The sequence below is a fragment of the Bradyrhizobium sp. HKCCYLS1011 genome, from assembly GCF_051167795.1.
Classification (GTDB): domain Bacteria; phylum Pseudomonadota; class Alphaproteobacteria; order Rhizobiales; family Xanthobacteraceae; genus Bradyrhizobium.
Genome location: NZ_JBNPTT010000002.1, coordinates 862,455 through 885,725 on the forward strand (window position 1 = coordinate 862,455; position 23,271 = coordinate 885,725).

Here is a 23,271-nt window from a genome sequence, read left to right on the forward strand (position 1 = left end):
CTCCGGGAGCAAGCGTATCCCGAATGAGCGGTTCTTCAATCCCGCATGTCGCTTCGCTCATGCGGGCTACTGAATCTCTAAAGCTGTGCTGATTTGTCCGCATGCTGGCTGAAACCGGCCAGGCTTTACGGAGGCGGTCGCGGTCTGTCGCTTGCTAAACATGCGCGTGTTGCTTTGCCGCCAGGGCCAACATGCGCGATACTAAAAACCAATCTGTTGAAACTGCCACGCCCGCCAGCGCAGCCGCGATCTGGGTATCGCTGCGTCCCTTCATCGCCGCCGAAGCGCGGCTGGCGCAAGCGGCCGCGCAGAAGCCCTGGACCGCGGCTACTTACGAATTCCTCCGCTTCGGCGTGAAGCAGGCCTGGGCCTGTCTGTTTGGCGGCATCGCCGTGGCGCTGATGCTGGCAACCTGGAAGCTCTATCCGGCGCACGCGCCGCTCGCGCGTTACGACTTCCTCTTCCTCTGCATGCTCGGCGTGCAGGCCGCGCTGCTCGCGGCCAGGCTGGAGACGCTCGAGGAGGCCAAGGTCATCCTCATCTACCACCTCGTCGGCACGGCGATGGAGCTGTTCAAGACCGCGACCGGCTCCTGGATCTATCCGGAGCCGAGCCTCATCCGGCTGGGCGGCGTGCCGCTGTTCTCGGGGTTCATGTATTCCTGCATCGGCAGCTACATCTGCCGCGTCTGGCGCCTGTTCGACTTCCGCTTCACCGACCATCCGCAGCGCCGCTGGCTGATAGCTTTAAGCGCTGCGATCTACCTCAACTTCTTTCTCGACCATTACGGCTTCGACCTGCGCCTGGTGTTGTTCGTGCTGGCGGCGCTCTTGATCGGTCCGGCCACCGTGCATTTCCGGGTCTGGCGCGTGCATCGGTCGATGCCGCTGCTGCTTGGCCTCGTGCTCGTCTCGCTGTTCATCTGGCTGTCGGAGAACATCGGCACCTTCACCTGCACCTGGCTCTACCCGTCGCAAAGCCACGGCTGGGCCATGGTCTCGTTCGCCAAGCTCGGCTCGTGGTTTCTGCTGCTGATCATCAGCTACACCTTGGTCAGCCTGATCAACCGGCCGAACGAGATGCAGGTGCTTGATGAGGAAGCAGCGCTGCCGCAGGAGCAGAGGGATGCGGCATAGGCTATGCACCCACGGCGTCATAGCTGGGCTTGTCCCGGCCATCCACGTCTTTGTCCACTGACCGAAGAAAGACGTCGATGCGCGGGTCAAGCCCGCGCATGACGAGGAGCCGATCGGCTGACCGGACCGGTTGCTTAAGGCGCTACTTCTTCTTCACCCCGACCCGGCTGATCTCCTTGATCGCCAGCGGCGGGCGGCCGGATTTTTCGGCGATCTCGCGGTCCTGCTCCATGATGAAGCCGCGCGCTGGCTCATCGCCGTCGAGGCCGCCGAGCAGCTCGGTCGGCACGCGCCGGTTGGAACGCTGCGAGCCGTCCTCATAGGTAACATTGAAGAAGGCGAATTCGCCTTTGGGATTGGTGCCGGGTTTTTTCGCCATGGCGCCGCTTTACGGCGGCCGGGCGGGCCCGGTCAACGCAATAATGCGCTGATCCGCTGCCCGAATTTGCGCGTTCCGTCACATGAATTTCGCAGAATCGAGACGTGTTCGGACCCGCCGATCGGGTGGCCCACCGCGTTGTCAAGGCGGGGTCGCCGCACCGGCCGGCGGCTCCGCAAGCTCCTCGATTTTGCCCGATGCCGGTGCCTTGATGAGACAAATCCAGGCCTGCGAGACGCCCCATGTCCATGCCGCAACTGACCATCTGGTACAACACGCGCTGTCCGGTCTGCGATGCCGGCATCGACTGGCAGCGCAACAAGCTGCTCGCGCTGGTCAAGTCGGGCCGGGTCGCCTTCAAGGACATCAACGAGGAGCCGGAGGCGCTGGCCGCTTATGGCGCCGATGTCGACGACGTCAGGCGCCGGCTGCATGCGACCGACGAGGAGGGGCGGCTGATCACCGGCGCCGACGTTGCGCTGCTATTGTGGAAGCTGACGCCGGGCGAGAGCTGGCTGGCCACGCTGCTCGGCAACCGCGTGATGCGGCCAGTCACGCGGCTCGGCTACGACCGCTTCGCCGACGTGCTGTTCGCCTGGAACAGGTGGAAGGGGCATTGGTGAGGGGGAATTTTGCTCCCAGCGTTTTTTACCTCGCCCCGCTTGCGGGGAGAGGTCGGATTGCATCGGAGATGCAATCCGGGTGAGGGGGACTCTCCAGGAGTGCGGTGTGTGGAGAGTCCCCCTCACCCCGACCCTCTCCCCGCAAGCGGGGCGAGGGAGCCCACCGCTGCCGCGGCGAGATCTTGAATCTAACTGTGTCGCACCTTCACCTGCGCATGCGCCCGCGTGCCGCCGGGCGGACCGTCATCATCCTCGCGCCTGCCGAGCGCCATGATCGCGGTGCCCATCGCGGTCGAGCCGAAGGTGATGAAGAACGACATCAGGAGCAGCCCCAGCGCGACGCCGGGGGAGCGGTCGGTGAAGATCAGATGGCGCAGGCCGCCCGGATTGAGCGCGAGCAGGCCGCCGACCAGCAGCGTCGCCATGCCGAGCCCGAGCGCGAGGTTGATCGCCAGCAGTCGGAGCAGCGGCAGCCGCAACAGGCTGCGTTGTCTCAGCATCCGGTTTGCCATCGCTTGTCATCCCTGGTGGTCGTGAGCACAGAAGTCTACCACTGATCGGAGCGCGCTCAAGGCCCCCGGCACGCAGCGCGGTACCTAGTAGCGGCACGTCATTCCGGGGCGCGCCAACGGGACCGCGCAAAGCGCGGTCTAATGACATTCTCTGCGCGAGCCCGGCATCCATAACCACAGGGAGAGATCATCGAGCACGATGGGAGAGGGTGGCGTAACGAAACGCCAGCCTGTGGTTATGGATGCCGGGCCCGCGCTCTTCGAGCGCGTCCCGGAATGACGATGGAGATTGGGCGCGAGAGTCCCGGCTATGCAATTGCATCCACGGGACTACGACTGCCACGCGCCAACGGCTGCAAAACGTTAGTGTCCTAGCGCCGAGCAATTCAATCGCAGGCCTACGCCGCCTCGCCCTCGGCGACGCCGTGCTGCTGCGCGATGACGGTCTGCCAGACGCTTGCAATCGCGCGCTGGGTTTCCGGTGCGATCAGGCAGTGCCCTTCATTGTCGAAGCCGCAGAAGCGCGCTGACGGATCGCGTCGGATCTCGATCAGCGCGCGGTTGATCAGCTCCAGGCAGCCCATGACCTGACCGATGTTCTGCAGCCGGGTGTGATGCAGGATGTCGATCAGGCGGACCATCATCACCGGCGGCTGGCCGAGCGCCACACCGGGGCGGGCGAATTCGAAGAACACGTTGACGGCGGGCAGCATGCCCTCGATCTGCGCCAGGATGCGTCCGGCGTCCTCGGCGGACAGCGCGACCAGATGCGCGCCCTGCACCGGCAATGTCGGCTGCGGCGGCGCGTCCGCAGCGAGCCCAAGGCCAGCCAGCACCTGATGCTCGATCCAGCGCCGCACCTCCGGTGGCGCATTCCGGATCTGGTCGGTCGACAAGGTAATTCCGATCATGGCGTCTCTCCTTTTGCGTTCAGCTTAAGGGTGAGCGGTGGTGCGAAATTGACGCGGATCAAGTCTGTTCGGCAGGATTGCGGCAGGGAGTGGCATTTTTGACGGCGTCGTCGCGCCCGTGGCATCATCCGCTGATCGCAACGATCGAGAAGGAAAGTGCATGCTGATTCGTCGTCTGGCTGTGTTGTTCGTGGCCTGTGTTGCGGCAAGCTCCGCGCAGGCCGCCCGCTGCGGCGGCGACTTCAATTCCTTCATCGCCAATGTCTCGGCGGATGCGCAAGGAGCCGGCATCTCGTCGGCCACGGTCAGTTCGGCACTGTCCGGCGTGACGGTCGACCAAAGCGTGCTCGCGTTCGATCGCCGCCAGCGCTACACCTTCAACAAGACCTTCGAACAGTATGTCGCAACGCGCGTCGGCCCCGGCCGCATCAATGGCGCCCGCGCCCGGCTGCAGCGCCACGCGGCGCTGCTGTCGCGCATCGAGCAGCAATATGGCGTGCCGCGGCAGATCCTGGTGGCGATCTGGGGCCTCGAGAGCGATTTCGGCACCGGCGACATGGGCAAGCTGCCGGTGATCCGCACGCTGGCGACGCTCGCGCATGACTGCCGCCGCAGCGAGCTGTTCCAGACCGAACTGCTGGCGGCCCTGCAGATCGTGCAGCGCGGCGATCTGCCCTTGCGCGACCTGATCGGCGCCTATGCCGGCGAGATCGGGCAGACCCAGTTCCTGCCGTCGTCCTACATCAAATATGGCGTCGACTTCGACGGCGACGGCCGCGTCGATCTGCGCCACAGCGTCGCCGATGTGCTGGCTTCGACCGCGAACCTCTTGCACACCAACGGCTTCAAGATGGGCCAATCCTACGAGGAAGGCAGCGCCAATTTCGAGGCGATGCGCGAGTGGAACAGGGCGGTAATCTACCGCAAGACCATCGCTTACTTCGCGGATCAGCTGATGGGGCGGTGAGGGCAGGGGAGTTTCACGCCTCTCCCTCGTCATGCCCCGCGCATGCGGGGCATCCAGTACGCCGAGGCCTATCAGGGGACAACTGCCGTCTCTGGAATACTGGATCACCCGCTTTCTGTTCAGCCCGGACAGATCACTGACAGGTGTTCGAAGACATAGCTGACACATCAAACTGGGCTGGATTGGTCGATTCGGGGGGCCGTCCATGCCTTGGAGCGAGGTGTCGGTAATGGATCAGCGACGTGAGTTTGTGCGGCTTGCCGTACAGGAGGGGGCGAACCGGCGAGAGCTATGCCGACGGTTCGGGATCAGTCCTGATGTGGGCTACAAATGGTTGCGGCGTTGGCAGGCCGGGGATCGGGAGCTGGCTGATCAGTCCCGCCGTCCAAAGAGCATGCCCAAGCGCAGCGCCGCGTCAGTGGAGGCAGAGGTCGTAGCGGTCCGCGACAAGCACCCGGCCTGGGGCGCGCGCAAGATCGCCCATTGCCTGAAGCGCGCCGGACAGCCTGCCGTGCCGGTCCCTTCCACCGTGCATCGGATCCTATGTCGGAACGAGCGGATCAAGCCGAGCGAGAAGGCCCCACCTAGCCCGCCAGGTCATCGCTTCGAGAAGCAGGCGCCCAATCAGCTGTGGCAGATGGATTTCAAGGGCCACATGCGGCTGACCAACGGGACGCGATGTCATCCGCTCACCATGGTCGACGATCATTCGCGCTATGCCCTGTGCCTGAAGGCCTGCGCCAATGAGCAGCGTCCCGGCGTGCAGAAGCATTTGACCGAGACCTTCCGTCGCTATGGCCTGCCGGACGCCTTCTACATCGACAACGGTTCGCCCTGGGGCGACACGTCCGGCGCCCGCTGGACCGCGCTGAAGGTGTGGCTGCTCAAGCTCGGCATCAACGTGGTGCATGCCAGGCCGCGCCACCCACAGGGCCGCGGCAAGAACGAACGCTTTCACCGCAGCTTGAACGCGGAAGTCTTTGCCATGCGCGCGTTCCGCAGCTTGACGGAAGTCCAACGCGCCCTCGATAGCTGGCGCACGCTCTACAATCTGGAGCGTCCTCACGAGGGATTGGACATGGCTGTCCCTGCCGATCGCTACCGGCCGAGCCCCCCGCGCCATGCCGGCACGTGTGCCGGAGGTCCAATATGACACTCGTGAGATCGTTCGCACCGTCTCCTCGACACGTAGCTACGTGTCCTTCCGAGGGCAATTCTGGAAGGTCCCGCAAGCCTTCTGCGGCGAGCGCCTCGCTATCCGACCGCTCGATCGCGACGGTCAATACGGAATCTTCTTTGCCAGCTGGCAAGTCGCAACAATCGACTTGACCAATGGCCAAGGTGTCAGTGATGTCTCCGAACAGGTGTCAGCCATGTCTCCGGACTAAACATTTCGCGGGTGATGACGCTTGAGAAGATGGCGCCGCCATGCGTGTTGATGGCGCGGCGCATGCACCCCATGCGCAAACTGCCCGTCGTGCCAACCTGTCGCAGGCGTACGGCTTGCAGCGTCGGGCAAATCACCGGCACACTCTCCCGCGTCTCGGCCCACAAGAGGGGCGCCTCGCGATCGTCACGAGTGTCGGGCCTGAGATGCGATGGACGTATCGGAGTTGCAGCGCGCGATCAGCGAGCCGACGAACAATTCTGATGCGGACGGCGAAATCGTGTGGTCCTGGCCTCCCGGTGCTGAGGCCCGCGCAACGCGCAAGCGTTGTCGCGAACGCGACGAAGCCTTGCTTCGCGCGGACGGGGGCAAGAAAGCCGGTCCCCGAGGAGAGCGCGTATAAGCGGTAAACCATCGCGCAGGGAAGGCCGGGTCGTTCCGGCTGAACCTGTGGTGACCGCCGCGTGCATTTTCTTTCGCACGCGGGCCACGGGCCTCAGCCGAGGCCCGGCCTTCCCTGCGCCCTCTGCTTGAAGAGGGAGCAAAAATGTCGATCATGACTCGGGCATGCCATGTCGCGAGAACGCTGCCTCACACTCATTCGCCATGCCCCGTCCCCGGATCTCGCCTTCGGCGAGCCCGCGGACAGGCTCCAGCGGGGCATCCAGTACGCCGAGGCCTATCGGGATTTAGCTACGGTCTCTGGAATACTGGATCACCGGCATTCGCGGGTAATGACCAGCCGATATTTGGGCAGACTTGTTCGATCACCCCGTTTTCGCCGCCGCCTTCTCCAGCTGCTTCGCCAGCACCTTCCAATAGGTGCCGGGCATGAGCCGCTGCAAGATATCCATGACGCGCGCGTCGCTGCCGATCAGGATGCGCGGCTCGTTGCGCTCGATGCCTTTGATGATGCGCAGCGCCGCCTGCTTCGGCGTCGTCTTCGCAAACCTCTCGAACCGCTCGATGCCCTGCACGCGCCGTTCATTGTCGGTCATGCCCTGGCCCATGCGCGCGTTGCGCGCGATCGCGGTCGCGACGCCGCCGGGATGCACGACCGACAGCCTGACCGGGCTCTGCGCCACTGCGAGCTCATGGCGCAGGCTTTCGGAGAAGCCGCGCACGGCGAATTTCGCTGCTGCATAGGCAGACTGTCCGGGCGGCGCGACGATGCCGAAGATCGAGGAGAGGTTGACGATGTGGGCCTCGGGCCTGCGCGCAAGATGCGGCAGGAAGGCGCGCGTGCCATGGACGACGCCCCAGAAATTGATGTTGAACAGCCACTCCATGTCAGCCTGGGAGATCTCGGCAAAGGTCCCGGCCAGCGCGACGCCGGCATTGTTGATGAGGATGTTCAGCGCTGGGTGTGCGCGGGTCGCCGCGTCGGCAAATTCCTCGACCGCGCCGGCATCGCTGACGTCGAGGCGGTGCGTGCTGACCTGGCGGCCACTGCGTGCGATCTCGTCGGCGAGGCTCGCCAGGCCCGCCTCGTCACGATCGGCGAGGGCGAGGTCACAGCCGCGCGCGGCCAGCTCATGCGCAAGCGCGCGTCCGATGCCGCTTGCGGCCCCCGTGATCGCCGCCGTTCCCCGGATTGCCGTCATTGTTTTGTTGCTCCCTCCCCGGAGACACGCGCTGCGCGTTGCAGCGCCATCTCGGTTTCCTCACACTTTTTCAGATTGGAACCGAACCATCCAGCGGTTCCGCTTTTAACCCATATTGCTTTTGTCGAGGACATTTCTGGAGGCCCCGCATGGGACAATCAAAACCATTTCGCGCCACGGCGCTGATCGTGGAGGACGATCCTATGCAGCGCGACATGATGACGATGCTGCTGGAGGAGAGCGACTACGACGTGATCGCATGCGAGAGCGCGGAAGCGGCCGAGCTCGTTCTGAACAAGCCGGGCAATCGCCTGGTGCTGTTGATGACCGACGTCAATCTGGCGGGCCAGATGAGCGGCGTCGAGCTTGCGCATATCGCCAAGCAGCAGCAGCCGCGGCTCAGCGTGGTGGTGACCTCCGGACGGCCGCTGTCGGAGCCGCTGCCGGGCGACACCAAGTTCTGGTCGAAGCCATGGGCGCCGCTCGACGTGCTGCGTGAGGCCGAGGTTGCGCTCAACGCGGCGGACCCGGCCGCGGAGGAGCGGCGGCGGGATTAGAGCCGGGGACGGCACCTTTTTGCGAACAGGCGTGCGAACAGACCAAAGATCAACTATATTGTCTCGTGGCTCGACCTTCAGATGGGGAGAGGCGCATGGGGTGTTGCGTCCGTTGGTCCTGCGCTGTCGTTGTAACGCTCGCGTTCGTCGCGCTCTTTGGGACCGTCGCGCACGCCGATCCTCCCACGCCGGCGTCGTCCTCCAACGCACCGGCCGCGGGAGCTGTAGTGCCGGCGGCTCCGCCTTTCGTCGATCAGCTCAGCTCCTATCAGAGGGCGAGCCTGGACTTGGAGCGCGACAAGCTGGAGCTGGAACGCAGCAAGGCGAAATGGAACGCTCTCAGCGTCGGCATTCCGATCGTAGGGGCGCTGATCACCTTCGTGGCCGCCGTGATCACCCTGTTCTGGCAAGCGCGCGCGCAGTTTAGAATGAAGGCGGCCGAACTCGTGCTGGCATCCTATTCTCCTTGGGCCGCGCAAAGCCGCGCTCGCCTGCTCAGCCAGATGTTTGCCCGCTGGCTGCCGGCGGATTTTGCCGAGTCGTTTCAAATGGAGCTGTTTCCGGGGACACGGCTGCAGGAGATGAGGACCGAGTTGTTCCGGGCACTGCGCGTCTCCGGTGCCAAGGAGGATGAGGTCATCAGGCATTGGCTTGCCGTCTTTCCGGGGGAGCGGGCGCGCTTCGCCGAGATCTTTCCGGATCTCGTCGTACCGGCGGCAGGTCGCGGGTCGACCGAAAGCGCAGCGAGCGATGTAGGAACTGACGCCGTTGAGCAGGCGGCCACCGCACAGGTGGACACGACGGTCGCGGTCGCACCGCCCAAACCAGAGAGGGCGGACTGAGGATGTCGATCGCCTTTCTCCTGACCTCCCTGATCGTGGTGGCCTCGCCCGGCACCGGAGTTCTGTACACGCTTGCGGTAGCGCTGACCCGTGGCGGGCGCGCGAGCATCGCCGCTGCCTTCGGCTGCACGCTCGGCATCATCCCGGCGATGGTGGCGGCGATCTTTGGGCTCGCCGCGGTGCTGCACACCAGCGCTCTGGCCTTTGCCGCGCTGAAATGGTGCGGCGTGCTTTATCTGCTCTACATGGCCTGGCAGACCTTGCAGGAGACGGGGGCGCTGTCGGTCGAAACCCGCACCGAGGCGAAATCGCAGGCGCAGGTGATCACGACCGGCTTTCTGATCAACATTCTCAACCCGAAACTGTCGATCTTCTTCCTGGCTTTCCTGCCGCAGTTCATCGCCGCGGACGCGCCGCATCCGCTGGGCGAGATGTTGCTGCTCAGCGCCGTGTTCATGGCGATGACCTTCGTCGTCTTCGTGCTGTATGGCGTGTTTGCCGCCCGCGTGCGCGACAGGGTGGTCAGCAGGCCGGCTGTGACGGGCTGGATGCGCCGCGCCTTTGCCGGTGGTTTTGCGCTGCTCGGCGCCCGGCTTGCCTTGACGGACCGCTAACGCGATCCCACGTGTCCCAGCGGGAGAGAGCCCGGGTGGAAGCGGTGCTCCCACCCGGGGGCAGCGCAACTACTTCTTCTTGGCGGCCTTTTTGGTCTTCTTGGCGGCCTTCTTGGTCGCTTTCGCGGCCTTTTTCGCTTTCTTTGCCATCAGGTCCTCGTCAGGAGTTCATGGATTGAAACGCGACTCGAGGCCTTTGCAGCGGACGTCTGTCTGTGCATCAGCCTCGGATGACGATCCCAACAGATTCGCGAACCGCTGCCCCACGCTGTCACCGGTCTGTCATGCCGTTATCCACAACTCGATGCAGGCGGACGCCGGCCGGCCGGGCTGGCGTCAGCGTTAACGCGGTGCAAATGGCGATCTTCATCAATTCAAAACCACGGCTAAATCTCGGTTCCGCCATTGAGGTTCTCTTAAGCGCGCCCGCCCCATGGTGCTCCAACCATCAGGGATCGCCATGGCCAAGAGCTTCGCACATCGACGGGACAGAGCGCGCGTTCTGCTGCCGCCATGCTGAGCGTCCCGACGCTGTGGACCGCGTTCATCGTCAATTTTCTCGCGCTGGGTCTGATCTGGGCTTACGTGATGCGGAGCTATCCCAATCTGGAAGCTGCCCGCTTCTGGACCGGATCGGCGCTCGTTGCCGCCGCCGCCGCGATGCTCGCTCTGTTGCGGGTCTATTTTGACGCGATCCTGCCGCTGTTATTGGGCAGCGCGATGATCGTCTTCGCGATCTGTCTTGAAGCGATGGGGGTTCAGCGCTTCTACGGCCGGCCGGTGTCGTGGCGGAATACGGCGCTCATCGTTCTGCTCACCAGCCTTGCGGTCACGTTCTTCGTTTATGTTTATGACAGCCAATCCTTGCGGATCATGGCGTACTCGATCGGCCAGTGTGTGCCGGTATTTCTGATCGCGCGGCAGCTTCTCGACCCGCAGCACGGACGCGTCAATCCCGGCGCACGGCTGGCCGGTGTTCTCGCCGTCATGATCATGGCGATGTTCGTGTTGCGCGTAGTGGGCACCCTGACGGGTCTTGATTTCAACATCACCCATTCCAGCAACGTGCAATCGGTCGCGGTGCTGTTCCTGATCTTCCTGTCGATGTCGCTCAATTTCGGCTTCCTCCTGATGGCGGTGGACCGGCTCCGCAACGAGGTCGCGGATCTTGCTTTGCTCGATGATCTCACCGGCGTCGCCAATCGGCGTCACCTGATGCAGCGGCTCACCGAGGAATGCGCGCGCTCGGAACGTTCGGGCCGGTCGTTTGCGCTGCTGGTAATTGATCTCGACGGCTTCAAGCTGATCAATGACAGCTACGGGCATGCCGCGGGCGATGCCTGTCTGCAGCATTTCACCTTGATGGCGCAGACACGGCTGCGGCCTGACGACATGCTTGCGCGCACTGGTGGTGACGAGTTCTGCATTGTCTTGCCGTCCTCCGCCTTGCGCGAAGGCGAGATGATCGCGCGCCGCGTGCTGCAGGTCTGCCGCGATGACGCCGAGGCCTGCGCCGGCAGCGATGTCGGCATTGCGGTGTCGATCGGGGTTGCAGAATGGACCCGCGAGGTGGGCCTGTTTCCGGACCGGCTGATCGCGCATGCGGATCACGCGCTTTATGCGGCTAAGAAGCAGGGCAAGAACCGCTACGCGCTCTATGACGGCACACCGCCGCTGGCGCCGGACGAAATCGGGACCTCGTTCTCCGATCGTGCCGCGCAGGGGGCCTCAATGGGCTGAAAAAAAGAGCCGGCGTTGCCGCCGGCTGTTGTCGTCACTCCTGATCATCACTCCTGACCATCGTCAGTTCTGACCGATCTCTCGTATCGCGTCGAAGCCGCGCTTAGTGCGCGGCTTCCAGCGCTGCCGCCTCCTGTTTGGCGATTGCGCCCTTGACCGCCGACTGCACCTTCTCGAAGGCACGGACCTCGATCTGCCGCACGCGCTCGCGGGAGACGCCGAACTCGGCGGCGAGATCCTCCAGCGTCATCGGCTCGTCGGCGAGCCGCCGCGCCTCGAAGATGCGGCGTTCGCGGGCGTTGAGCACGCCGATGGCGCCGTTCAGCGCCTGGCGGCGGTGGTCGTACTCCTCGTGCTCGGCCATGATGGCTTCCTGGTTGGGCGACGTATCGACCAGCCAGTCCTGCCATTCGCCGGCCTCGCCGTCGTCGCGGATCGGCGCGTTCAGCGAAGCGTCGCCGCCGAGGCGGCGGTTCATGTCGACCACGTCCTGATCGGTCACGCCGAGGCGCTTGGCGATCAGCTTGACCTGGTCCGGATGAAGATCGCCTTCGTCCAACGCGTTGATGCGGCTCTTGGCCTTGCGCAGGTTGAAGAACAGCTTCTTCTGGTTCGCGGTGGTGCCCATTTTCACGAGCGACCAGGATCTCAGGATGTACTCTTGTATTGACGCCTTGATCCACCACATGGCGTAGGTGGCCAGGCGAAATCCCTTGTCGGGCTCGAAACGCTTCACAGCCTGCATCAGGCCGACATTGCCTTCCGAGACGACTTCGGATATCGGCAAGCCATAGCCGCGGTAGCCCATGGCGATCTTGGCCACGAGCCGCAAGTGGCTGGTTACGAGTCTGTGCGCTGCGTCGCTGTCGTCATGCTCGCGCCAACGCTTGGCGAGCATGTACTCCTCCTGCGGTTCCAGCATCGGGAACTTGCGGATTTCGGCGAGGTAGCGGGCAAGTCCGGATTCTCCATTGAGAACCGGTAAAGTAGCTGTACGGGCCATCGAGCGCCCTCCAGTTGGTTCAGGCCCCCGATAGCGGCGGGCCCGGCAAGACGGTCGCTTGGTTAAAGCCGACCGCCTAGCGATGTTCCTGCGTCGGTTATTCGACGCAGTCGCAACATACACTAAGACGACCCCCGGTTGGAAGGATAACCGGGGTCACGTCCCCGTGTGGCTGCTATAACGTATTGGCATGCTTACGCTTTTCTGAAGCCCCTGCGTCATAGCGCCGCCCCCAGCGCACGCCGCAGATCGGCGAGATCAGGCGGCAGATCCGATTCCCAGTGCATCAGCTCCCCACTTCGCGGGTGCTCTATTACCAAAAGGTATGCGTGCAGCGCTTGCCGGCCGAGGGAGGCGAGGGCGGCCTGGGCCGCCGGGCCAAGCTGGCTCGCCTTGGTCTTGAAATGGGGCCCATAGACGGCATCGCCGAGCAGGGGATGGCCGAGATGCGAAAGATGCACCCGGATCTGGTGGGTGCGGCCGGTCTCGAGCCGGCAGGCCAGCAGCGAGGCCACCGGCTTGCCGTCCCGCCCGGCAAAGCTCTCCTGCACCTCATAATGGGTGACGGCCTCGCGGCCGCGCGCGCGCACCGCCATCTTCTCCCGGGCGTGCGGATGGCGGTCGATCGGGGCGTTGATGGTGCCGTGCTGGCGGTGCGGCACCCCCCAGGCGAAGGCGAGGTAGCCGCGCTCCATTGCGCCGGTGCGGCCGTGATCGGCGAACTGGGCGCTCAGCGATTGGTGCGCCATGTCGTTCTTGGCCACCACCATCAGGCCCGAGGTGTCCTTGTCGAGCCGGTGCACGATGCCGGGGCGCTTGACGCCGCCGATCCCCGACAGGCTGGCGCCGCAATGCGCGATCAGCGCGTTCACCAAAGTCCCGGTCTCGTGGCCGGCCGCGGGATGCACCACCAGCCCGGCCGGCTTGTCGATCACGATGATGTCCGCGTCCTCGTAGACGATCTGCAGCGGGATATTCTCCGCCGCGGGCTCGGCTACTGCTGCTTCCGGCACGTCGATTGTGATCGTCTGGCCGGCCTCGACATGGTAAGCGGGGTCGCGAACCGCGACGAAGACGCTGCCTTTGTCGGTGCTGCCCTTGTCGGTGCTGGCTTGGCCGATGCTGCCTTGGCCGATGCTGACCTGGTCGATTCTGACTTGGCCCGCCAGGATCAGCGCCTTCAGCCGCGACCGCGACAGCTCCGGCAGCCTGGCCGCGAGCACGCGGTCGAGCCGCGACGAGCCCTCGTCGCCGGCGACGACGACCTTGACCAGGCCTTGAGGATGGGAAGCCGAGATTTCCATGAACACTACCGTTGCGCCCGATTCATCCCCCGAGCAGGTCCAGCTGATGGCGCGGCTGCGGCGCATGATGATGATCGCAGGGGTGACCACGTCGGTCGCGATCGCCGTCCTGCTGGTCGCCATCGGCTATCGCCTTTTCAAGGGCGAGGGAAGCGCGGCGTCCGGCCCGGACATCACCGCGGTGCTGCCCAAGGGCGGCCGGATCGTCTCGACCGCCGCCGGCGGCGACCGCCTGGCGGTGACCATTGATATCGGCGGCACCACCGAGATCCGCACTTTTGATGCCAAGACGCTGAAACCCACGGGGCGCCTGCGCTTCGCCGTGGAGCCGTGAGGGCCAAAAGATCGCCTTCTCGTGCGCGGAATACCTTCCGCATCCTGTTGCGCTTGCTTCCAAAACCCTTTTGAGCCCTGCTGGAGCGGCTGAGGCGGTTTGCTCCCTCGCCCCGCTTGCGGGGAGAGGGTGGGGTGAGGGGGACTCTCCACGGACCGGGCTGGTGGAGAGTCCCCCTCACCCGGATTGCATCTCGCGATGCAATCCGACCTCTCCCCGCAAGCGGGGCGAGGTGCAGGCCGTCCTGCCGCGGCCTGACACCGCCCCACCAACAACCTCACGATAATTCCACCGCCCGTCTTGCGGCGGGCCGATTTCGCGGCTATTCGGTTCAAATCACGCTCCCTTCGTCTAGCGGTTAGGACGCGGCCCTCTCAAGGCTGAAACAGGGGTTCGATTCCCCTAGGGAGCGCCAGCAGAATCAATGACTTAGCTGTTGCGGCAAAAAGTCGTCGAATATCCGTCGAATAAGCGTCTGTGGACGTCCACGGACATTTGCGGAGTGGATCGCCCTTCGACCCCTTCCTTTTCACGATTGACGCCAAAGCTCGACACCCTCTCAGGCGCGGATCACAGCTATGTGCCGGATCATCTTTGAGCGCGTCGAAATTCGCCGGGCTCCTCAGATCTCCAAATTGACCGCGGCGACTTGGAAAGTGCGCCGGGGGCGCCCATTGGCTGCCATGAGGTCGAACTCGAAACCACGGTCTATTTCTGCCAGTCGCCTTCGATCGGGCGCGTGAGAACGGACTTCACTCTGTCGATCTCCGCACGTAGCCCCGAGACCACGCTTTCGAAGATCCCACTCATCCTCATCGCCGGCACCAGATCGTCCGCCGAGCGGCTCGAGACGCCCGCCCGGTCTCCCAGTCCGACCACGATAGCCGTTGCACTGGGCCAATCGCTCGGCGCTCTTCTCGCCGTAGACCGCTCCGGTCAAGCTGGCGAACGCCATCTCTGGGCGCGGCGCGTGTCTTGGCCGCAACTCCCCCACTGGCCAACCTTTTTTGCCAAATTGGCCAACCTTTTTTGCCAAAATAGACAAAATGGCCAAAAGTCGCGCCGATTCGGGCAGGGCACACCATGCAGAGCATATCGGCCAAGAACGCGAATACGGCTTTGAACGGTTGATCGATCTGGCCCACGCCGCGCCGGTAACGGTTGAGAAGCATGGCCGGCCGGTTGTGGTCGTGCTGGCCATCGAAGAATATGAGCGGCCTTGCGAGCGCGCCAACGGAGCTGCGCGCCGGACAGCGCTTGCGCGGCGGCGCCGAGCAAGATTAAGGGGACTACGGTCAAGACATGAGCAACGGTGATCTGAACTGGATCGCGAACTTCATCTGGGGCATCGCGGACGACGCCCTGCGTGATCTCTATGTGCGCGGCAAGTACCGTGACGTGATCCTGCCGATGATGGTGCTGCGCCGTCTGGATGCGGTGCTGGAGCCGACCAAGGCGGCCGTGCTGTCCATGAAGCTCAATCTCGACAAGGCCGGCGTCACGAACCAGGACGCGGCGCTGCGCCAAGCGGCGGAACAGGCGTTCTACAACACTTCGCCGTTCAATCTGCGTGACCTTCGCAACCGCGCGTCTCAGGCGCAACTGAAAGCCGATTTCGAGGCGTTCCTTGACGGCTTCTCACCCAATGTGCAGGTGATCCTCGACAATTTCGAATTCCGCAACCAGATCCCGAAGCTGTCAAAGGCCGACGTGCTGGGCACCCTTATCGAGAAATTCCTCGATAGTTCGATCAATCTTGGTCCGAAGCCGGTGCTGAATGGCGACGGCTCGATCAAGCACCCCGGCCTCGACAACCACGCGATGGGCACGGTGTTCGAGGAACTGGTCCGTCGCTTCAACGAGGCCAACAATGAGGAGGCTGGCCAGCACTGGACGCCGCGCGATGCTGTTAAGCTCATGGTCCAGCTGATGTTCGTGCCGATCGCCGACCAGATCCAGTCCGGTACCTACCTGCTGTATGATGGCGCCTGCGGCACCGGCGGCATGCTGACCGTGGGCGAGGAGACGCTGAAGGAGCTGGCCGCGCAGCACGGCAAGCAAGTCTCCACCCATCTGTTCGGGCAGGAGATTAATGGTGAGACCTACGCTATCGCCAAGGCCGACTTGCTGCTCAAGGGCGAGGGCGAGGAGGCCGACAATATCGTCGGCGGGCCGGAATGGTCGACCCTGGCGAACGACGCCTTTCCGTCCCGCGAGTTCGACTTCCTGCTGTCCAATCCACCCTACGGCAAGAGCTGGAAGAGCGACCAGGAACGCATGGGCGGGAAGGCCGGCCTTCGCGATCCGCGCTTCGTGATCGAGCACGCGGGTGATCTTGACTACAGCCTCGTCACCCGCTCCAGCGACGGGCAGATGATGTTCCTGGCGAACATGCTGTCGAAGATGAAGCAGGACACCCCGTTGGGGTCGCGCGTCGCCGAGGTGCACAATGGTTCGTCGCTGTTCACGGGTGACGCGGGCTCAGGCGAAAGCAATGTGCGGCGCTGGGTCATTGAGAACGATTGGCTGGAGGCTATCGTGGCCCTGCCGCTGAACATGTTCTACAACACCGGCATCGCCACCTATGTCTGGGTGCTGACCAACCGCAAGCCGGGCCATCGCCGCGGCAAGGTGCAGTTGATCGATGCAACCGAGTGGTCAAAGCCGCTGCGCAAGAATCTCGGGAAGAAGAATTGCGAGCTGACCGATGCCGATATCGAGCGCATTCTTGCTACTTTCTTGGCGTTCGAAGAAAGCGAGCAATCCCGCATCTTCGACAATGCTGAGTTCGGCTACTCCAAGGTCACGGTCGAGCGGCCCCTGCGAGCCACGGGCATCGAGGCGAACCGTGCTTACTCGCCGAAGGAGATCAAGGCGCTGAAGGACGAGGGACGGATCGCCGAGGACGGCGAGCCCGTAATTCGCAGGATTCACAAGGTGGGCAGGGTCGGGGCAGATCCCTTGCGTGGACTGTTTCCGCGCACCATCGGCGGTAAGAACTGCGTGGTCGAATACGAGCCGGATAGCGACCTGCGCGACACCGAGACGGTGCCGCTTAAGGAGCTGGGCGGGATCGAGGCCTTCATCCGACGGGAGGTGCTGCCACATGCGCCCGATGCTTGGCTCGACGAGACCAAGACCACGATCGGCTACGAAATCAGCTTCACCCGCTATTTCTACAAGCCGCAGCCGCTGCGCCCGTTGGCGCTGATCCGGGCGGATATTCTGGCGCTGGAGCGTGAGACCGATGGCTTGATGGTCGGCATCATCGGAGCTGCCCGATGATCGACGGATTGCATCCTTATGGGGCGCTCAAGCCGACCGGCGTCGACTGGCTGCCCTCGCTGCCTGAGGGCTGGGAGGTCCACAGAGCGAAATACTCGTTCAAAGAGGTTGACGATAGATCGGAAACTGGGGCCGAAGAGCTGCTGTCCGTCTCCCACAAGACGGGTGTGACGCCGCGTAGTCAAAAGAACATCACCATGTTCATGGCGGAAAGCTATGAGGGGCACAAGGTTTGTCGACCCGACGACATCGTTGTGAATACGATGTGGGCGTGGATGGCCGCGGTTGGTGTCAGTCGCCACGTCGGAATCGTCAGTCCGGCCTACGCCGTCTACCGCCCGAGAACTGCTGACCGATTCGAATCGAAGTATCTCGACTTCCTCCTCCGAACCGAGGTGTACCGCGCAGAATTTCTGCGTAGCTCGCGGGGCATAACAACATCTAGATTGCGGCTCTATCCGCCTGATTTCCTCAATATTCCCATTGTGCAACCGCCGCTTGAGGAGCAGCGCCTGATCGTGCGGTTTCTGGATTGGCATGGTGCGCAGACAGCGAAGCTAATCCGCGCGAAGAAGAAGATCGTTGCACTGCTGAATGAACGAAAACGGGCAATCATCCACCACGCTGTTACTCGAGGGCTTGATCCGAATCCTAAGCTCAAACCCACCAGTATTCCTTGGATCGGCGACATACCGCAAGACTGGAGTGTTTCGCGGGTCAAGACAGAGTTCCAATGTCTCAACTATCGCCGAATTCCGTTAAGCGGCACCGAACGTGGGAAAATGACTCGTCGCCTGTATGACTATTACGGAGCATCCGGTATCATAGACAAGGTCGATGACTATCTGTTCGACGACAAGCTCCTCTTGATCGCGGAAGATGGGGCCAATTTGGTCCTTCGCAATTTGCCGTTGGCAATTGTTGCCGAGGGAAAATTTTGGGTCAATAACCACGCTCACATTCTCAAACCGCGTCGAGGCGATATTCGCTTCCTTGCAGCAGTTCTGGAAGGACTAAACTTTCTGCCATGGATTTCTGGGGCAGCTCAGCCGAAGCTCACTCAAGACCGGCTTATGGGTATTGCGATCGCAATTCCGCCTCCTCATGAGCAACGTGGGATAATCGATAGCTGCGAGACGTCTACGTCAGGATTGACGCGATGGATCGGAGCCGCAACGAACGAAATCAGCCTCATTCAGGAGTTTCGAGCGCGACTTGTCTCTGACGTCGTCACCGGTAAGCTTGATGTTCGGGCCTTGGCTGCAAGCCTGCCTGATACAATAGACGAGGAGCCCGTCGATGACGTTGCTGAGAACGACGACGACCTCGACGAAGGGATTGAAGGCCCGGAAGGCGAGGAGATAGCCGCCTAGTCATGACCGTTCCGACCAACTCCAAGATCTATCACATCGTGCATGTCGACAATCTGGCGTCGATCGTGGCGGATGGCTGCCTATGGTCGGATTCCGTGATGATCCAGCGGCAGGGCGCCACTGTGATTGGGATGGGCAGCATCAAGCGACGACGGCTGGGCCTTGCGGTGACATGCCACATGAACTTGAACGTTGGCGATTGCGTTCCGTTCTACTTCTGTCCAAGATCGATCATGCTGTACGTCATCCACTGTGCCAATCACCCGGAACTGGCTTATCGGGGTGGACAGCAGCCGATCGTCCACCTCGAAGCGGATCTCCGTGAGGTCATTGAATGGGCGGAGTCGTGCGACCGCAGATGGGCCTTCTCGACGATAAATGCGGCGCATGGGGCTGCCGAGTTCTATGGGAGGGTTGATCATTTCGACCAGGTCAACTGGGAGGCCGTCGCTACTCGGTACTGGACCGGTTGCAGAGATCAGAAGCAGGCCGAATTTCTACTCCAAGATTCATTCCCGTGGCACTTGGTTCGACGGATTGGGGTCTACTCGCAGGGGATTGCCCAGCGGGCGTCGAATGCGATGCTGGGGGCGCCGCATAGGCCGGTGCTCGAAGTCAAGGGCGATTGGTACTACTAGGAACGAGACATGATCGAATTTCGGACCGGAGACATGTTGCGAGCTGACGTCGAGGCGCTCGTCAATACCGTCAATTGTGTTGGCATCATGGGCCGCGGCATTGCGCTTCAGTTTAAGAATTCGTTTCCGGAGAACTTCAAGGCCTATCAGGCCGCGTGTGCGCGCGAGGAGGTGCAGCCTGGCCGGATGTTCGTGTACGAGACGCGAACTTTGACCAATCCGAAATTCATCATCAACTTCCCGACCAAGCGTCACTGGAAGGGCAAGAGCCGGATGGAGGACATCGAATCCGGCTTGAAGGCTCTGGTTGAGGAGATCCGTACGCGCCACATCCGCTCGATCGCCATCCCGCCGCTCGGCAGTGGCCTCGGTGGGTTGAAGTGGGACGATGTTCGACCTCGGATTGTCTCCGCATTGGAGAAGTTCGATGATCTGAGCGTGCTCGTCTATGAGCCGAACAGCGCGCCGGTCGAAACCAGATCGCGTGAGGTGCCGAAGATGACCTCGGGCCGCGCGGCGCTCGTCGGCCTGATGCACCGTTATCTCGGTGGGCTTATGGACCCGTTCGTCACATTGATCGAGGTGCAGAAGCTGATGTACTTCATGCAAGAGGCGGGGGAGCCGCTCAAGCTGAAGTACATCAAGCATCATTATGGCCCTTATGCCGAGAATCTGCGGCATGTGCTGACGGCCATCGAGGGGCACCTTGTGTCCGGCTATCATGATGGTGGAGACGCACCGGACAAGGAGCTCGAACTTGTTCCCGGTGCAGTGAAGGAGGCGGAAGCCTTTCTGAGCGATGACGGCGACACTAGGGAGCGCTTCGATCGCGTCGGCGCGCTGGTTGAAGGCTTCGAAACGCCGTTCGGGCTGGAACTGCTGGCCACCGTCCATTGGGTGGTGAAGAACGAGAAGGCGGCCAGCGCTGATGAGGCCGCGGCGAAGGTCTATGCCTGGAACGATCGGAAGAAGCGCTTCTCGCCGCGCCAGATCGGCATCGCCTATAATACCCTGCGCGCGAAGGGATGGCTGACCGCGGCATGAGCACGGACACCTCGGAGAAGGGCCTGGAAGCCCTCATCGTCGCCGACATGACTGGCCGCAACGCTTCAGCCGTCGGCGGGTTCTCCGAGGACCCCAATCCCTTCGCCGGCCTGCACAACTGGCTGCTCGGCGACCCCAAGGCCTATGATCGTGCCTGGACCGTCGATCTCGTGCAGTTGCGCGCGTTCGTCGGCGCGACCCAGCCGCTGCTGGTGGATGTGTTCGATCTCGACCATGACAGCCCGGCTAGGCAGAAATTCCTGGCCCGGCTGCAGGGCGAGATCGGCAAGCGCGGCATCATCGATGTACTGCGCAAGGGCGTGAAGCATGGCGCTCATGAGGTCGAGCTGTTCTACGGCACACCGTCGCCGGGCAATGCCAAGGCAGCCGAACGCTTCGCGCTGAACCGCTTCTCAGTCACTCGCCAGCTGCGCTACAGCCGCGACGACACCGCCCATGCGCTCGATCTGGCGCTATTCATCAACGGCCTGCCAGTGGCCACCTTCGAACTGAAGAACAGCCTGACCAAGCAGACCGTCGAGGACGCGGTCGAACAATACAAGCGCGACCGCGATCCGCGCGAGAAGCTTTTCGAGTTCGGCCGCTGCATCGTGCATCTCGCGGTGGACGACGCGCAGGTCAAGTTCTGCACCTGGCTCAAGGGCAAAGCCTCATGGTTCCTGCCGTTCAACAAGGGCCGGAACGACGGCGCCGGCAATCCGCCAAACCCGGCGGGACTCAAGACCGACTATCTGTGGAAGGACATCCTGACGCCTTTGGGCCTCACAGACATTATCGAGAACTACGCGCAGATCGTCGAGCGTAAGGATCCCAAGACCAACAGGACCAAGCGGGAGCAGCTGTTCCCGCGCTTCCACCAGCTGGATGTGGTTCGCAAGCTGCTTGCCGACGCCAAAGCGAGGGGAGCAGGACGACGGGTCCTGATCCAGCATTCGGCAGGTTCCGGCAAATCGAACTCGATCGCTTGGCTGGCACATCAGCTCGTCGGGCTCGCGAACACCGCCGGCCAGGTGTTCGATTCCGTCATCGTCGTCACCGACCGCCGTATCCTCGACCAGCAGATCCGCGACACTATCAAGCAGTTCGCTCAGGTCGGCGCCACCGTCGGCCATGCCGAGGGCTCAGGGGATCTCCGCCGCTTCATTGCCGACGGCAAGAAGATCATCATCACTACGGTGCAGAAGTTTCCGTTCATCCTCGATGACATCGGTTCGCAGCACCGCGACAGGCGCTTTGCCATCATCATCGACGAGGCGCATTCGAGCCAGGGTGGCCGGGCCGCGGCTGCGCTGAACACGGCGCTGGCCGGCGTGGACGATGACGACGAGGACGAAACCGTCGAGGACAGGATCAATGCAATCATGGCGAGCCGCAAGATGCTCGCCAATGCCAGCTATTTCGCGTTCACAGCCACGCCGAAGAACAAGACGTTGGAGATCTTCGGCGAGCCCTGGCCGGAAGGCGACAAGGTCAAGCATCGCCCGTTCCACAGCTACACGATGAAGCAGGCGATCCAGGAAGGCTTCATTCTCGACGTGCTTGCCGACTACACGCCGGTCAACAGCTATTACCGGCTGGTCAAGACGGTCGAAGCCGACCCGGAATTCGACACCAAGCGTGCGACCAAGAAGCTTCGCTACTATGTCGAAAGCAACGATCATGCCATCCGGCTCAAGGCCGAGATCATGGTCGATCATTTTCATGAGCAGGTGCTGGCGCTGAACAAGATCGGTGGCCAAGCGCGCGCGATGGTGGTGACCTCGGGCATCGAGCGCGCGATCCAGTATTATCAGGCGGTGAGCGCCTATCTGGTCGAACGCAAGAGCCCTTATCGTGCGATCGTCGCGTTCTCCGGCGAGCACGAGTTCGAGGGCGTCAAGGTCACCGAGGCCAGTCTCAACGGCTTCCCCTCCAAGGACATCGCGGACCGGATCGAAACCGATCCCTATCGGTTCCTGATCTGCGCCGACAAGTTCCAGACCGGCTATGACCAGCCGCTCCTGCACACGATGTACGTCGACAAGGCGCTTTCGGGCATCAAGGCGGTGCAGACGCTGTCGCGCCTCAACCGCGCGCATCCGCAGAAGCACGATACCTTCGTGCTCGACTTCATGAACGATATCGAGACGATACGGGCGTCGTTCGAGACATTCTACCGGACCACGATCCTCAGCGACGAGACCGACCCGAACCGGCTGCATGATCTCAAGGCCAGCCTCGACGCGCACCAGGTCTATGAGCCCGCCCAGATCGAGCAACTCGTCGAGCTGTATCTCGCGGGCGCGGATCGCGATCGGCTCGATCCTATCCTCGATGCCTGCGTCGCGGTCTACGTCGATAACCTCGACGAGGACGGTCAGGTCGATTTCAAGGGCAAGGCCAAGGCGTTCACCCGCACATACGCCTTCATCTCATCGATTCTGCCCTACACCAACGCGGATTGGGAAAAGCTGTCGATCTTCCTCAATTTTCTTGTGCCGAAACTACCGGCTCCTCGCGAGGAGGATCTGTCCAAGGGGATTCTCGAAGCTATCGACATGGACAGCTACCGGGTCGAGAAGCAAGCCGCGCAGCGAGTGCAGCTGACCGATCAGGATGCGGAGATCGATCCGGTGCCGACCGATGGCGGTGGGCATCGGGCCGAGCCCGAGCTCGATCGTCTGTCCAACATCATCCGCAGCTTCAACGATCTGTTCGGCAACATCACCTGGGAGGACAGCGACCGCATTCGTCGCCTGATCGCGTCCGTGATCCCCGACAAGGTCGCAGCCAATGGCGCCTACCAGAACGCGATGCAGAACTCGGACAAGCAGAACGCCCGCATCGAGCACGACAGGGCGCTGGCAGGCGTGATCGTCGGATTGATGAAGGACGACACCGAGCTGTTCAAACAATATAGCGACAATCCCGAATTCAGGCGCTGGCTCGCCGACACGATCTTTTCGGCGACCTATGATCGGCAGGGCACGCCGAATGTTTGAGCGGCCGCATTGCGCG

General features: G+C 62.7%; 21 protein-coding genes, 1 tRNA gene and 1 pseudogene. 16 read left to right on the plus strand and 7 right to left on the minus strand.

Annotated elements, in window-relative coordinates:
* The first annotated feature begins 191 nt into the window (after positions 1-191).
* Entirely contained in the window at positions 192-1,136 is a 945-nt protein-coding gene (locus tag ACQR1W_RS08525; RefSeq protein WP_434850341.1) for a DUF817 domain-containing protein, read from the plus strand.
* Between the two features lie 142 nt (positions 1,137-1,278).
* On the opposite strand, the gene ACQR1W_RS08530 is transcribed toward ACQR1W_RS08525, so the two are convergent.
* On the minus strand, positions 1,279-1,515 hold the full coding sequence (locus ACQR1W_RS08530) for a hypothetical protein (protein ID WP_008974469.1): 237 nt from the start codon (positions 1,513-1,515) through the stop codon (positions 1,279-1,281).
* Between the two features lie 248 nt (positions 1,516-1,763).
* On the opposite strand from ACQR1W_RS08530, the gene ACQR1W_RS08535 reads away from it, so the two are divergent.
* Complete coding sequence (locus ACQR1W_RS08535; RefSeq protein WP_434850464.1) at positions 1,764-2,138, plus strand: thiol-disulfide oxidoreductase DCC family protein; 375 nt, start codon at positions 1,764-1,766, stop codon at positions 2,136-2,138.
* Positions 2,139-2,326: 188 nt separating this feature from the next.
* Here ACQR1W_RS08535 and ACQR1W_RS08540 read toward each other — a convergent pair whose 3' ends face one another.
* Both ACQR1W_RS08540 and ACQR1W_RS08545 read right to left on the minus strand, forming a co-directional pair.
* On the minus strand, positions 2,327-2,638 hold the full coding sequence (locus ACQR1W_RS08540; protein WP_434850342.1) for a hypothetical protein: 312 nt from the start codon (positions 2,636-2,638) through the stop codon (positions 2,327-2,329).
* 410 nt (positions 2,639-3,048) lie between these two features.
* Complete coding sequence (locus ACQR1W_RS08545; RefSeq protein WP_008970569.1) at positions 3,049-3,561, minus strand: hypothetical protein; 513 nt, start codon at positions 3,559-3,561, stop codon at positions 3,049-3,051.
* A 160-nt stretch (positions 3,562-3,721) separates the two neighbouring features.
* Between ACQR1W_RS08545 and ACQR1W_RS08550 the strand changes: the two genes are divergently transcribed.
* Positions 3,722-4,528 carry a lytic murein transglycosylase gene (locus ACQR1W_RS08550; protein ID WP_434850343.1) on the plus strand — a complete coding sequence of 269 codons (807 nt, stop codon included), beginning with the start codon at positions 3,722-3,724 and terminating at the stop codon, positions 4,526-4,528.
* A 205-nt stretch (positions 4,529-4,733) separates the two neighbouring features.
* A pseudogene (locus ACQR1W_RS08555) lies at positions 4,734-5,916 on the plus strand (IS481 family transposase).
* Positions 5,917-6,682: 766 nt separating this feature from the next.
* On the opposite strand, the gene ACQR1W_RS08560 reads toward ACQR1W_RS08555, so the two are convergent.
* Positions 6,683-7,519, minus strand: coding sequence for an SDR family NAD(P)-dependent oxidoreductase (locus ACQR1W_RS08560; protein ID WP_434850344.1), 837 nt, complete (start codon positions 7,517-7,519; stop codon positions 6,683-6,685).
* A 149-nt stretch (positions 7,520-7,668) separates the two neighbouring features.
* On the opposite strand from ACQR1W_RS08560, the gene ACQR1W_RS08565 reads away from it, so the two are divergent.
* The 4 genes from ACQR1W_RS08565 to ACQR1W_RS08580 all read left to right on the plus strand — a co-directional run bounded on the left by ACQR1W_RS08565 (position 7,669) and on the right by ACQR1W_RS08580 (position 11,272).
* The gene (locus ACQR1W_RS08565) at positions 7,669-8,076 is read left to right on the plus strand and encodes a response regulator (RefSeq protein ID WP_434850345.1); all 408 of its coding nucleotides are present in this window, start codon (positions 7,669-7,671) and stop codon (positions 8,074-8,076) included.
* A 227-nt stretch (positions 8,077-8,303) separates the two neighbouring features.
* Positions 8,304-8,918 carry a hypothetical protein gene (locus ACQR1W_RS08570; protein ID WP_434850346.1) on the plus strand — a complete coding sequence of 205 codons (615 nt, stop codon included), beginning with the start codon at positions 8,304-8,306 and terminating at the stop codon, positions 8,916-8,918.
* Positions 8,919-8,920: 2 nt separating this feature from the next.
* On the plus strand, positions 8,921-9,532 hold the full coding sequence (locus ACQR1W_RS08575; RefSeq protein ID WP_434850347.1) for a LysE family translocator: 612 nt from the start codon (positions 8,921-8,923) through the stop codon (positions 9,530-9,532).
* A gap of 513 nt (positions 9,533-10,045) precedes the next feature.
* Complete coding sequence (locus tag ACQR1W_RS08580) at positions 10,046-11,272, plus strand: GGDEF domain-containing protein (protein WP_434850348.1); 1,227 nt, start codon at positions 10,046-10,048, stop codon at positions 11,270-11,272.
* Positions 11,273-11,375: 103 nt separating this feature from the next.
* On the opposite strand, the gene rpoH is transcribed toward ACQR1W_RS08580, so the two are convergent.
* Positions 11,376-12,275, minus strand: a complete 900-nt coding sequence (gene rpoH, locus ACQR1W_RS08585) for an RNA polymerase sigma factor RpoH (protein WP_434850349.1) — start codon at positions 12,273-12,275, stop codon at positions 11,376-11,378.
* A gap of 218 nt (positions 12,276-12,493) precedes the next feature.
* On the minus strand, positions 12,494-13,579 hold the full coding sequence (locus ACQR1W_RS08590) for an RluA family pseudouridine synthase (protein ID WP_434850350.1): 1,086 nt from the start codon (positions 13,577-13,579) through the stop codon (positions 12,494-12,496).
* Here ACQR1W_RS08590 and ACQR1W_RS08595 point away from each other — a divergent pair.
* Together ACQR1W_RS08595 and ACQR1W_RS08600 are read left to right on the plus strand one after the other, a co-directional pair.
* Positions 13,578-13,913 (plus strand): hypothetical protein, encoded by a 336-nt coding sequence (locus ACQR1W_RS08595; protein WP_434850351.1) that lies wholly within the window; start codon positions 13,578-13,580, stop codon positions 13,911-13,913. The two genes, ACQR1W_RS08590 and ACQR1W_RS08595, sit on opposite strands and share 2 nt — an antisense overlap.
* Before the next feature lie 340 nt (positions 13,914-14,253).
* A tRNA-Glu gene (locus ACQR1W_RS08600) sits at positions 14,254-14,328 on the plus strand.
* 293 nt (positions 14,329-14,621) lie between these two features.
* On the opposite strand, the gene ACQR1W_RS08605 is transcribed toward ACQR1W_RS08600, so the two are convergent.
* Positions 14,622-14,792, minus strand: a complete 171-nt coding sequence (locus tag ACQR1W_RS08605; RefSeq protein WP_434850468.1) for a hypothetical protein — start codon at positions 14,790-14,792, stop codon at positions 14,622-14,624.
* Positions 14,793-14,959: 167 nt separating this feature from the next.
* Between ACQR1W_RS08605 and ACQR1W_RS08610 the strand changes: the two genes are divergently transcribed.
* From ACQR1W_RS08610 to ACQR1W_RS08635, 6 genes are read left to right on the plus strand one after another with little or no spacing between them, the layout of a single operon-like run.
* Positions 14,960-15,229, plus strand: a complete 270-nt coding sequence (locus ACQR1W_RS08610) for a type II toxin-antitoxin system prevent-host-death family antitoxin (protein WP_434850465.1) — start codon at positions 14,960-14,962, stop codon at positions 15,227-15,229.
* The gene (locus ACQR1W_RS08615) at positions 15,216-17,198 is read left to right on the plus strand and encodes a type I restriction-modification system subunit M (RefSeq protein ID WP_434850352.1); all 1,983 of its coding nucleotides are present in this window, start codon (positions 15,216-15,218) and stop codon (positions 17,196-17,198) included. The genes ACQR1W_RS08610 and ACQR1W_RS08615 overlap by 14 nt, the downstream gene beginning before the upstream one ends.
* Positions 17,195-18,571: a restriction endonuclease subunit S gene (locus ACQR1W_RS08620; RefSeq protein ID WP_434850353.1), complete on the plus strand. Its 1,377-nt coding sequence runs from the start codon at positions 17,195-17,197 to the stop codon at positions 18,569-18,571. The genes ACQR1W_RS08615 and ACQR1W_RS08620 overlap by 4 nt, the downstream gene beginning before the upstream one ends.
* Positions 18,572-18,573: 2 nt before the next feature.
* Complete coding sequence (gene darT, locus ACQR1W_RS08625; RefSeq protein WP_434850354.1) at positions 18,574-19,209, plus strand: type II toxin-antitoxin system toxin DNA ADP-ribosyl transferase DarT; 636 nt, start codon at positions 18,574-18,576, stop codon at positions 19,207-19,209.
* A 9-nt stretch (positions 19,210-19,218) separates the two neighbouring features.
* Entirely contained in the window at positions 19,219-20,253 is a 1,035-nt protein-coding gene (darG, locus tag ACQR1W_RS08630) for a type II toxin-antitoxin system antitoxin DNA ADP-ribosyl glycohydrolase DarG (protein ID WP_434850355.1), read from the plus strand.
* Positions 20,250-23,255 carry a type I restriction endonuclease subunit R gene (locus ACQR1W_RS08635; protein WP_434850356.1) on the plus strand — a complete coding sequence of 1,002 codons (3,006 nt, stop codon included), beginning with the start codon at positions 20,250-20,252 and terminating at the stop codon, positions 23,253-23,255. Before darG ends, ACQR1W_RS08635 begins: the two co-directional genes overlap by 4 nt.
* Positions 23,256-23,271: the final 16 nt, after the last annotated feature.

What these genes read in the sequence shown, in the direction of transcription:
- ACQR1W_RS08545 (WP_008970569.1), bottom strand. Translation starts at nt 3,561, where the DNA reads ATGATCGGAATTACCTTGTCGACCGACCAGATCCGGAATGCGCCACCG.
- ACQR1W_RS08525 (WP_434850341.1), top strand. Translation starts at nt 192, where the DNA reads ATGCGCGATACTAAAAACCAATCTGTTGAAACTGCCACGCCCGCCAGC.
- ACQR1W_RS08635 (WP_434850356.1), top strand. Translation starts at nt 20,250, where the DNA reads ATGAGCACGGACACCTCGGAGAAGGGCCTGGAAGCCCTCATCGTCGCC.
- ACQR1W_RS08620 (WP_434850353.1), top strand. Translation starts at nt 17,195, where the DNA reads ATGATCGACGGATTGCATCCTTATGGGGCGCTCAAGCCGACCGGCGTC.
- ACQR1W_RS08615 (WP_434850352.1), top strand. Translation starts at nt 15,216, where the DNA reads ATGAGCAACGGTGATCTGAACTGGATCGCGAACTTCATCTGGGGCATC.
- ACQR1W_RS08540 (WP_434850342.1), bottom strand. Translation starts at nt 2,638, where the DNA reads ATGCTGAGACAACGCAGCCTGTTGCGGCTGCCGCTGCTCCGACTGCTG.
- ACQR1W_RS08575 (WP_434850347.1), top strand. Translation starts at nt 8,921, where the DNA reads ATGTCGATCGCCTTTCTCCTGACCTCCCTGATCGTGGTGGCCTCGCCC.
- ACQR1W_RS08550 (WP_434850343.1), top strand. Translation starts at nt 3,722, where the DNA reads ATGCTGATTCGTCGTCTGGCTGTGTTGTTCGTGGCCTGTGTTGCGGCA.
- darT (WP_434850354.1), top strand. Translation starts at nt 18,574, where the DNA reads ATGACCGTTCCGACCAACTCCAAGATCTATCACATCGTGCATGTCGAC.
- ACQR1W_RS08535 (WP_434850464.1), top strand. Translation starts at nt 1,764, where the DNA reads ATGCCGCAACTGACCATCTGGTACAACACGCGCTGTCCGGTCTGCGAT.
- ACQR1W_RS08590 (WP_434850350.1), bottom strand. Translation starts at nt 13,579, where the DNA reads ATGGAAATCTCGGCTTCCCATCCTCAAGGCCTGGTCAAGGTCGTCGTC.
- ACQR1W_RS08565 (WP_434850345.1), top strand. Translation starts at nt 7,669, where the DNA reads ATGGGACAATCAAAACCATTTCGCGCCACGGCGCTGATCGTGGAGGAC.
- ACQR1W_RS08560 (WP_434850344.1), bottom strand. Translation starts at nt 7,519, where the DNA reads ATGACGGCAATCCGGGGAACGGCGGCGATCACGGGGGCCGCAAGCGGC.
- ACQR1W_RS08530 (WP_008974469.1), bottom strand. Translation starts at nt 1,515, where the DNA reads ATGGCGAAAAAACCCGGCACCAATCCCAAAGGCGAATTCGCCTTCTTC.
- rpoH (WP_434850349.1), bottom strand. Translation starts at nt 12,275, where the DNA reads ATGGCCCGTACAGCTACTTTACCGGTTCTCAATGGAGAATCCGGACTT.
- darG (WP_434850355.1), top strand. Translation starts at nt 19,219, where the DNA reads ATGATCGAATTTCGGACCGGAGACATGTTGCGAGCTGACGTCGAGGCG.
- ACQR1W_RS08580 (WP_434850348.1), top strand. Translation starts at nt 10,046, where the DNA reads ATGCTGAGCGTCCCGACGCTGTGGACCGCGTTCATCGTCAATTTTCTC.
- ACQR1W_RS08610 (WP_434850465.1), top strand. Translation starts at nt 14,960, where the DNA reads ATGGCCAAAAGTCGCGCCGATTCGGGCAGGGCACACCATGCAGAGCAT.
- ACQR1W_RS08595 (WP_434850351.1), top strand. Translation starts at nt 13,578, where the DNA reads ATGAACACTACCGTTGCGCCCGATTCATCCCCCGAGCAGGTCCAGCTG.